Raw genomic sequence first — 9450 nt, 5'->3', positions numbered from 1 at the left:
CTGAAGTAAAGAAAGAGGAGGAAGTATCTGAAGTAAAGAAAGAAGAAGAAGTATCTGAAGTAAAGAAAGAAAATGCAACATCTGAATCACAATTAGAATCTTCAGTGCGTTCAATGGTAGTGAAAACACCATTTTCTATTATTTCTGAAGTGTCAAGTTTTAAAATATTTCCAAAAATAAACATAAAAAATCAAGAAGCGTTTGTTTTTCAAAATGAAAAAGATGTAGGTAGGCGTGAATTAGATTCTAAGTTATTAACTACAGTACAACAGTATCATTCGGAGGCTTATTGTGAAATAGTTTCTTTTAATCTTCATGAAAAGAGAGTGCTTATGGAATTATATAATAAAAAAGTTATAGGGAATATTGAAGAGAAAAAGGTAGAGACATCTTCATGGACCCCAATACATAGCATAGTATTAGAGGGTGAAAATGAAGGAGAAATAAATAATGTTATAACAGCCAAGCTACCAATAGAAATAGGAAAATATAAAGGTGAAATTATTTTACGAGAAAAAGTTGTATTTAAAGAAAAAGTCATAGGAATAAAAGAGGTGGAACAGGAGATTGTTTTGACAAAAACTGAATTCTTAGTGCCAAAAGTAATAAAAAATGGACAAAATACATTTACAGTTGAAAAAGGGAGCTTATTTGTAGAAGGCTATATTTATCAATGTATTGAATACATATCAGAACAAAGTACATTTCATAATAATATGTATCAATTAATGCAAAATATTGTACTGGAATTAGTCGTTCAAGTAATACAAGAACAGGAAGTACAAGTACGAATGAAATAAAAATGAATATATTCTCTAAATGCTACAAATGGTTTTTCCTCAATAAATTCAGTGTAATATTTATGAATACTAATTTTTGCTAACGGGGATAGTTACTTTATTATATGAATCTATTTAGGTCTATAAAAAAATAAGTGCTAACATGTTTGAAAACAAACTTACTAACACTTATTAAAAACAGATATAAAATTTGGATTATATGTGGTTTAATTTAAGAATTTAATAAAAAACATTGATAATTACTTGTTATAAACTGATGTGTAAAATAAAGTGTATTCACTTCTTTTTTTACAGGACTCACAATTTAAATAGTAATACATGTTTATCATAATTTTCTAAACACCAATTATATTTTTTTAGAATAATTGGATGGACAATTTCTTTCGTTGTATCAACATCAGTAAAGCCGTATGTTTTATAAAAACTCTCGAGTTCTTCAAAAGGAAGACAATATACGTTTTGTATTTCTAATGTTTTCGCAGTTTGTATTAAGAATGACACGAGCTTCTTAGCTAATTGTAGACCTCTAAATTTAGGAAGAATAAAAATCCCGCCCATTTCTATAGTATCTTCATCTATTTGGACTAATCGACCCATACCTGCATACTCGTTGTTGTATGTAATAATTGCAACTTTATCACTTTTTAAATCACTTCGTACAAATCCTATTGAATCATATTGATTGTTAATCCATTCTAAATCGTTAGATGTGGCCAATTGAATACTCATATACATCCTCCTTCGGAATATTAGCGCTATCTTCATTATATAAAACATAAGATGCTATATCAAAAGAACCTTGATATAGCACATTTATTTAAGTTATTAGTTGAAGGTATGGGTTTACTGGTATTGAAATGATGGCTTCACCAAACAGAGGATAATAATCTTGTGAATTTAGTGTTACATAGTCAAAATGAAAATTAGTTTATGCGTATAGAGATCATAGAGTTATTTTAATTAGCAGCTACTGTATTAATTGAAACTATTAAGGAAATGTGGTAATTGCCAGCCTGAGTGATACAAATCGTATTAAGATTTGGTCAAAAACTCCTCTTGAAATAGGGGAAAAGGAAGAGGGATTTAAATATAAGAGCACTTCGAAAAGTGCCCTTCAGTAATGACTACTCATTCTAAAAAGAAAGGATGCAATATATCATATGAAGTTAAGTGTATTTAATTATGGACCCTTTATATAAAAGATTTATTTTATTCCAAATAAATAGGCGGTTGTTTCCGCAACCTCTTTTCAGTAAAACAAAGCACTACTTTATTGGATTTAGCTTTTAAATTTTAAACAGTATAAATTTGAAAAGATTATCCTAAATTAAATAATTTAAATGCAATTATGTAAAATTCCCATAAAATTATTTGTGTTATAGAAAAAATAACAATAAAAAAATGGTTAAAATGGAATGATTTTTAATAACAGTTCAAGTTTTGAAGAATAGTGCATACAATATAAAGTCTTTTCCTTTCTTCATTTAAGTTTTACGTATATAATTTAAAAGTACTATTTTTATTTTATATTTTTTATATTTATAACAGAATAGAGGTTTAAAAATGGGTGTTAAAATCATTACGGATAGTGCGGCGGATTTACCGGTAGAATTGCTGCAAGCATATGATATTGATTTAATTCCACTCCGTGTTTATGATGAAGCAGAAACAGAGTATTTAGATGGAGTTACATTAGAGTCAGTTACATTATTGCAAAACATGAGAGAAGGCGCTGTTTATAGAACGTCATTGCCTTCACTTGAAACTTTCCAAGAAAAATTTATTTCTTATGCAAAAGAAGGTAATCCTTGTATATATTTAGCTTTTTCATCTGAACTGTCTGGTACATATCAATCGTCAGTTGTTATTAAAGAAGAAGTGAAAGAAACATATGCTGATTTAGATTTAGAAATTATCGATACGAAATGTGCTTCGCTTGGTCAAGGGCTTGTCGTATTAGAAGCTGCTAAAATGGCAAAAGACGGCGCATCAAAGGAAGATATTTTAAAACGTGTTGATTTTCTAATGAACCATATGGAGCACATCTTCACTGTAGCTGATTTACAGTACCTTGTGAAAGGTGGACGTTTAAGTAAAGTAGCTGGTTTTATCGGTGGTTTACTAAATATTAAGCCAATCTTAAACGTGGAAGAAGGAAAGCTTGTACCACTTGAAAAAGTACGAGGGAAAAAGAAAGTACTTGGCCGAATTGTAGATATTATGGAAGAGCGCGGAAAAGACCTTAAAGGTCAAACAATCGCTATGACTCACGGTGATGACTTAGAAACAGCTGAGGCTTTAAAAACATTAATTACGGAAAGATTTGGTTGTGAAGTATTTATTGTAAATACAATTGGAGCAGCAATCGGTGCGCATACAGGACCTGGTGCGTTAACATTGTTCTTCTTAAATGAGGTAGAGTAAAGGATTGGTCTTTTGATCAATCCTTTTTTCTTATTAATCTGTAATAATCGGTCTATATGGTATCGGTGAAGATAATATCATCGAAGTTTTCACCGTGCCAAACGGAATAACGATATCAATTAATTCCTCTAATTCTTTCATAGAGTGAACTGCTACTTTTAAGTAATAGCTACTTTCACCTGTTACTCGATGACATTCGAGTATTCTATATTCTTCGTAGATTTTCTCCTCAAATTTTTTACAAGGAATCTTTAGATTTTCAATTCTTAAAAATGCTTGAATTGATTTTCCAACTGCATCTAATGATATCCGTGCGGTATATTTCTCAATTATTCCTGCATCTTGTAATCTCTTTAGTCTTTCGGTAACACTAGGGCGGCTGAGGTGTAAGTGCTCAGTCATTTCTGTAATTGTCATTCTGGCATCTTCTTGTAGCAATAGGGTTATTTTCTTGTCAATTTTATCCATGAATTATACTCCTTTGCAAAATTGAAAGTAAATTTCTTAAACAAATACATAATATAAAACCTTAAGTTAAATTACATACACTTTTGTATATTGAATAGACTGATAACTTTCTATAATTAAAATATAAATGGAGGTGCTTGTAATGTCTAATCATTTTGACGAAACAATTTCTATTAAAAGGGGAACAGCCTTATATGTCGGAGCAGTTTTAGGATCGGGAATCCTTATATTACCTGGTATGACCGCGAGTGTAGCAGAAGGGAATGCGATTGTTTCTTGGCTTGTTATGATATTACTTAGTATTCCACTTGCATTTACGTTCGCTTTTTTATCGATTGAGTACTCAAGTGCAGGTGGAATTGCCACGTTTGCAGAAAAAGCTTTCGGTAAAAATATAGGTGCTATTATAGGATGGTGTTTTTTTATTGCGGGTAGTGTTGGTCAAATCGTAGTCTCAATGACTGGTGGAATGTATATAGTGAGAGTGTTTGCTTTATCACCATATTTCTCTTACGTTATAGCGCTTATTATTTTAAGTATTTCAATTGGTTTTAATTTATACGGGTTAAAAATGAGTGGTTGGTTTCAAGTGTGTATTGGTGTATTAACTTTCTTTATTTTAATTGTAACGATTATTAGCTCACTACCTTATATTGAAATGAAAAATATAAATGTATATATTTCTATGCAAAAAATAAATTCGATTTTAGATGCATCTTTATTAATTTTTTGGTCTTTTTTCGGCTGGGAAGCCATTGCAAGTTTGGCTCCAGAATTTAAAACACCTAGAAAAAGAAATATTATTTTATCTACGGGATTTGCGATCGTTATTATTGGAGTTTTATATATTGGTATTGCATTATCAGTAATTGGAACGAAATCTTATCATATAAATACTGATAATACGACAGCTCTCGTGCTTGTAATCAAGCAAACATTAGGCGGCCAATTTTCATGGATAATTGGATTTGTAGCTTTTATCATTTGTTTAGGGACGACAAATGCATTTATCGCAAGTATGGGGCGCCTAGGTTATTCACTAGGAAAAGAAGAAGTTGCACCGCGTTATTTAGCACATATTAATAAAAAAAGAGAAACACCAACAAATGCAGTAAAAGTTGTAGGTTGTATTGCAATAATAGGTTTGTTAATAAGTTTCGTTTTCCATATTAGTATAGATAAAATTGTTTTAATACCGAATTCGTTAGGGATTGTTACATACATAGTAGGTACTGCTTCTGGAATGAAATTAATAAAGAATAGGTTAGGTAAAATTTTTTCTATAGTAGCTTTTACATGTTGTATAGTAGTTTATCCTTTTATTGGAGGAGTAATACTGATTCCAGTAGCCGTAGCATTCATATGTTTATGTTATGTGCGTTTCAGTAGCAGAAGAAAAGAATATAAATAAGAATGTGTTTGTATAAATCGAAATATTTAAAGATATTAAAATTTTTACATTTCGTTTATAATTGTGTGGGGAGAAACATCTGTAACTATTTGTAAAAATAGGAGGCGGCTATAAAAGTGAATGAAATTGCTAAGTGGGATTTAGATCGATTGTATCCGATTGAGGATATTCTAACTCCAATATTGGGGCTGAAAGAACAATATTATGCGACAAAAGATGTAGCGATTCTTTCAAAACTTATACAAGCTATTGAAAAAGCAGAATACTTTTTGTATTGCCGATCAGCTGAAGAAAGTGTTTCATCTGATCTTACCATATTGACTGCTACAGTAAAAAATCTGAAAAGAGAAGTGCAGCAAGTAATACAAAAAAGTGAAGTGGAAACTTCCGATAATATTAATACTAGGTTAATAAAAGATGAACTTAACGCATGGGAAAATATGTACATACAATTAAGGAATAAAATAGAAATAGAGCACGATAATAAGCAATTATCATTTGGCCAAGCAAATAATATTGAAATGAATAGTGATAATGAAAAGGAAAGATTAGAAGTATTCGAGTTATTAACAAGTGCCTTACATAAGGAAAAAGAAATCTTCGCTACTGTCTTAAATCAAATAGGGAGATTACGCAATACAAAGAGTAATGAATTAGAAGATAGAGTGATTTTAACTCAATCTCTACATGCGAATGGTATTTCTGAAACTGTATTATTACAAATGTGGAATGCGACAGAAGAAAATCTTGATACATTAGTAAGTGCTTTAAACGTGTATAAGAAGGGGGAATCTTCAATTACATGGCATGAACTTATGACAGTAAAGGAAAATAATGAGGTTAATATCCCTTTTTCAGTAGCACTTCAAAGCATATACGATGCGTTTGAAAATATAGATAAAGAATTAGCAGAATTTGCACGGAATGCAATAGAGAATGGATGGGTAGATGCGGAACCGAGAGAGAATAAACCACCAGGTGGCTTTTGTGCTCCTTTCTTCGGTGAAAAAGAATCACGGATCTCTATGCGTTATGACGGAAGTATTGATAGTGTAAGAGTACTTGCACACGAACTAGGACATGCTTGGCACTTTTATAATATGAGTTTTGAGCAATCCTCTTCTTTTTTAGATGATTATTTGCCAATGAGTACGGCTGAATCGGCGTCTATATTCTTTGAAACCGTGCTTATAAACTATCTAATTCAAACAACAGATAGTATAGATATGAAAAAGTCATTGCTTAGTTGGAAAATAAGAAACTGTTGTAATTATGTAATGGCAATTCGAGCATCATTTGAATTTGAGAAGAATTTTTATGAAAAATGTAAAGAAGGTCCTTTAAGTGCTGATGAAATCGAGAGATTATCTATAGCAGCGCAAGAAAAAGCATACGGGAATGCATTATCAGAATATCAGCCGTTTGTTTGGATGAAATATGTTCAATTTTATATTGTAGATGTTCCTTTTTATAATTATCCATACACATTTGGGTATTTAGCTAGTTTTAGTTTATTAGAAATAGCTCAAGAAAGTAAAAGTACTTTTCATTCGAAATATAAAGAGTTTTTACGAGAAACAGGAAAAGCTCCAGTGGAAGAGCTTATGAAAAAACATTTTGAAATAGATATAACAGGTTATGCGTTCTGGGATAAAGCTTTTAGACAAATTTCTAAAGATATTGATGAATATTTGAGGCTTATTTAGAGTGAAAAAGGGGACAAGATACATGAACAGAATCGGCATTATCGGAGCAATGCAAATTGAAATAGACTTACTTTTAGAAAAACTAGCTATACAAGAGGAACAGACGATTGCGGGAATGCCTTTTTACATTGGCGAATTCATGGGAACTGAAGTGATTATTACAAGATGTGGTGTAGGAAAAGTAAATGCAGCCGCATGTACGCAAACATTAATTCATAAATTTCATGTAGATGCTATTATCAATACGGGTATTGCTGGCGGATTACACCCGGGTGTAAAAGTTGGTGATGTAGTTATTTCAACGAATGTTACCCATCATGATGTAAGTAAAACTCAAATGAAAAACTTATTCCCGTTCCAAGAAGAATTTAATGCAAGTAAGGAATTAATAGAGTTAGCACGTACAGCATGCAATAGTAGTAGTTTACATATAGAGGTTCATGAAGGAAGAATTGTCAGCGGTGAATGTTTTGTTGAAGATTCAAAACTAAAAGCGAAATTAATAGACGAATATGCGCCGCATTGTACAGAAATGGAAGGTGCAGCAATTGGACATGTTGCTTACATAAATGAAGTACCGTTTCTCGTTATAAGATGTATTTCTGACAGTGCAGACGATGAAGCGCAAGTTTCCTATGATGACTTCGCGAAAACTGCCGCAAATTATTGTTCAGAAATTATCGTGGAGATGCTGAAAAATATATCGAGTAATACTTATAGTTCAAAAGGAGAGAATGACATGTTACAAGCATTAATTTTTGATATGGACGGAACGTTATTTCAGACAGATAAAATTTTAGAATTATCGTTAGATGATACATTTGATCACTTAAGATCATTACAGTTATGGGATACGGTAACACCTATTGAAAAATATCGTGAAATTATGGGTGTGCCATTACCGAAAGTTTGGGAAGCTTTATTACCGCATCATTCTCTTAAAGTAAGAGAACAAACAGATGCATATTTTTTAGAAAGACTAATTGAAAACATTAAGAGTGGAAAAGGTGCTTTATATCCGAACGTAAAAGAAGTTTTTACATACATAAAAGAAAATAATTGTTCAATATATATTGCTAGTAATGGTTTAACTGAATATTTACGAGCAATCGTATCTTATTATTCTTTAGACCAGTGGGTTACTGAAACGTTTAGTATTGAACAAATAAACTCACTTAATAAAAGTGACTTAGTAAAAAGTATTTTGAACAAATATGAGATAAAAGAAGCAGCGGTAGTTGGGGACCGTTTATCTGATATAAACGCAGCTAAAGATAATGGCTTGATTGCGATTGGATGTAATTTTGATTTTGCACAAGAAGATGAACTTGCGCAGGCGGATTTAGTAATAGATGATTTAATGGAGCTAAAGGGGATATTGCCTACTGTGCAGAGATTATAAAGTCATTTAACAAATCATATAATATTTTAAAAATCCTTCTTCCACGAACGGAGTAGAATCATTTGTGATAAATTAGTAATAGTTTGATTTTTTTAAAAACTGAGTAGAGGATTATTAAGTGTGTGCAGTTTTTTGCCAATTCCTATATATCTTATTCCACGGAGGAAATATGCTGAAAGATAATTTTAACATTAGTAATATTCCCGCGGTTTTGTGGGGAGATAAAAGTGAAAGAGTTTTTATTGCAGTACATGGAAATATATCAAATAAGGAAGATGCAGTTATTCAAATATTAGCTGAAGAAGCTAATCAAAAAGGTTATCAAGTATTAAGCTTTGATTTACCTGAGCATGGAGACAGAAAAAATGATAATACTCCTTGCAAAGTACAGTTTTGTGTTAGTGAATTATCTATAATTATGAATTACGCAAAAGAACATTGGAAAGAAGTAAGCGTGTTTGCATGTAGTATAGGAGCTTATTTTAGCCTTTTAGCTTATCAAAATGATGTGATAGAAAAGGCATTATTTTTATCACCAGTAGTTAATATGGAACGAATTATCGAAAATATGATGAAATGGTTTAATGTAACACCAGAGCTTTTGCAAAAAGAAATGACTATAGAGACACCGATTGGTCAAAAGTTATATTGGGATTATTTATGTTATGTAAAAGAACATCCTATTAATACATGGAATACAGATACATATATTATGTACGGATCCAAGGATGAACTGTGCGAATTTGAAACTATTAACTATTTTACAAAAAAACATCGTTGTAAATTAGAAGTCATGGAGACAGGTGAACATTATTTTCATACTGAAGAACAGTTCAAGATATTTGAACAGTGGTTACACAAACATATCGATTAACAAATTATAATTTATCATGAACCTGTTAGAGAAGAATAGTGAATATATAAACTAATATTATATTTGAGAGACATTATAAATGTAAAAGTATTCACTTAAACAAACAATTGCCTTAGTTCAATAAGAATTAAACAACTTTATTAATGATTTTTTGAGTACAAATATCTTTATATGTATAGAAATTAAATAACTTTAAAGAGCTTTACCACACACTAGAGTGTAGCAAGGCTCTTATATTTTCATAATAAAATAAAACAACTATATTATCGATTTACATCTGAAGTGAAGAATACGCATGTTACGAATTGAATAAAGTAACAACCATAAAAATGCTCAGAATAAATGATTCTTGAGCATTTTTATGT

The 9450-nt window shown here is 31.0% G+C and carries 8 protein-coding genes; 6 read left to right on the top strand and 2 right to left on the bottom strand.

The genetic code is table 11. The annotated features are described in order from the left end of the window. Nucleotides 1-800 (top strand): BC_2427 family protein (locus tag ILT06_RS24860; protein ID WP_222655629.1); only part of this gene is annotated, 800 nt, incomplete at its 5' end. 297 nt (nucleotides 801-1097) lie between these two features. Here ILT06_RS24860 and ILT06_RS24855 read toward each other — a convergent pair. After that, nucleotides 1098-1529, bottom strand: coding sequence for a GNAT family N-acetyltransferase (locus ILT06_RS24855; protein ID WP_064475549.1), 432 nt, complete (start codon nucleotides 1527-1529; stop codon nucleotides 1098-1100). A gap of 834 nt (nucleotides 1530-2363) precedes the next feature. Here ILT06_RS24855 and ILT06_RS24850 point away from each other — a divergent pair. After that, entirely contained in the window at nucleotides 2364-3224 is an 861-nt protein-coding gene (locus ILT06_RS24850) for a DegV family protein (RefSeq protein ID WP_000538283.1), read from the top strand. A 33-nt stretch (nucleotides 3225-3257) separates the two neighbouring features. Here the strand turns inward: ILT06_RS24850 and ILT06_RS24845 are convergent, their stop codons facing one another. Continuing rightward, complete coding sequence (locus ILT06_RS24845; protein ID WP_000357671.1) at nucleotides 3258-3692, bottom strand: Lrp/AsnC family transcriptional regulator; 435 nt, start codon at nucleotides 3690-3692, stop codon at nucleotides 3258-3260. Between the two features lie 142 nt (nucleotides 3693-3834). Between ILT06_RS24845 and ILT06_RS24840 the strand changes: the two genes are divergently transcribed. From ILT06_RS24840 to ILT06_RS24825, 4 genes are all read left to right on the top strand, one after another. Further along, a complete protein-coding gene (locus tag ILT06_RS24840) occupies nucleotides 3835-5103 on the top strand; it encodes an APC family permease (RefSeq protein ID WP_064475548.1) in 1269 nt (422 codons plus the stop codon). A 116-nt stretch (nucleotides 5104-5219) separates the two neighbouring features. Continuing rightward, nucleotides 5220-6809 carry a M3 family metallopeptidase gene (locus ILT06_RS24835; protein ID WP_064475547.1) on the top strand — a complete coding sequence of 530 codons (1590 nt, stop codon included), beginning with the start codon at nucleotides 5220-5222 and terminating at the stop codon, nucleotides 6807-6809. 22 nt (nucleotides 6810-6831) lie between these two features. Beyond that, nucleotides 6832-8211 carry a 5'-methylthioadenosine/adenosylhomocysteine nucleosidase gene (locus ILT06_RS24830; RefSeq protein ID WP_064475546.1) on the top strand — a complete coding sequence of 460 codons (1380 nt, stop codon included), beginning with the start codon at nucleotides 6832-6834 and terminating at the stop codon, nucleotides 8209-8211. 169 nt (nucleotides 8212-8380) lie between these two features. Continuing rightward, nucleotides 8381-9085 carry an alpha/beta hydrolase gene (locus ILT06_RS24825; RefSeq protein ID WP_154131823.1) on the top strand — a complete coding sequence of 235 codons (705 nt, stop codon included), beginning with the start codon at nucleotides 8381-8383 and terminating at the stop codon, nucleotides 9083-9085. Nucleotides 9086-9450: the final 365 nt, after the last annotated feature.

This window comes from Bacillus sp. 17RED48 (genome assembly GCF_019837545.1).
Lineage (GTDB): Bacteria > Bacillota > Bacilli > Bacillales > Bacillaceae_G > Bacillus_A > Bacillus_A wiedmannii.
This window is presented reverse-complemented; position numbering and strand designations above follow the sequence as displayed.

What these genes read in the sequence shown, in the direction of transcription:
- ILT06_RS24855 (WP_064475549.1), bottom strand. Translation starts at nt 1,529, where the DNA reads ATGAGTATTCAATTGGCCACATCTAACGATTTAGAATGGATTAACAAT.
- ILT06_RS24850 (WP_000538283.1), top strand. Translation starts at nt 2,364, where the DNA reads ATGGGTGTTAAAATCATTACGGATAGTGCGGCGGATTTACCGGTAGAA.
- ILT06_RS24845 (WP_000357671.1), bottom strand. Translation starts at nt 3,692, where the DNA reads ATGGATAAAATTGACAAGAAAATAACCCTATTGCTACAAGAAGATGCC.
- ILT06_RS24840 (WP_064475548.1), top strand. Translation starts at nt 3,835, where the DNA reads ATGTCTAATCATTTTGACGAAACAATTTCTATTAAAAGGGGAACAGCC.
- ILT06_RS24830 (WP_064475546.1), top strand. Translation starts at nt 6,832, where the DNA reads ATGAACAGAATCGGCATTATCGGAGCAATGCAAATTGAAATAGACTTA.
- ILT06_RS24825 (WP_154131823.1), top strand. Translation starts at nt 8,381, where the DNA reads ATGCTGAAAGATAATTTTAACATTAGTAATATTCCCGCGGTTTTGTGG.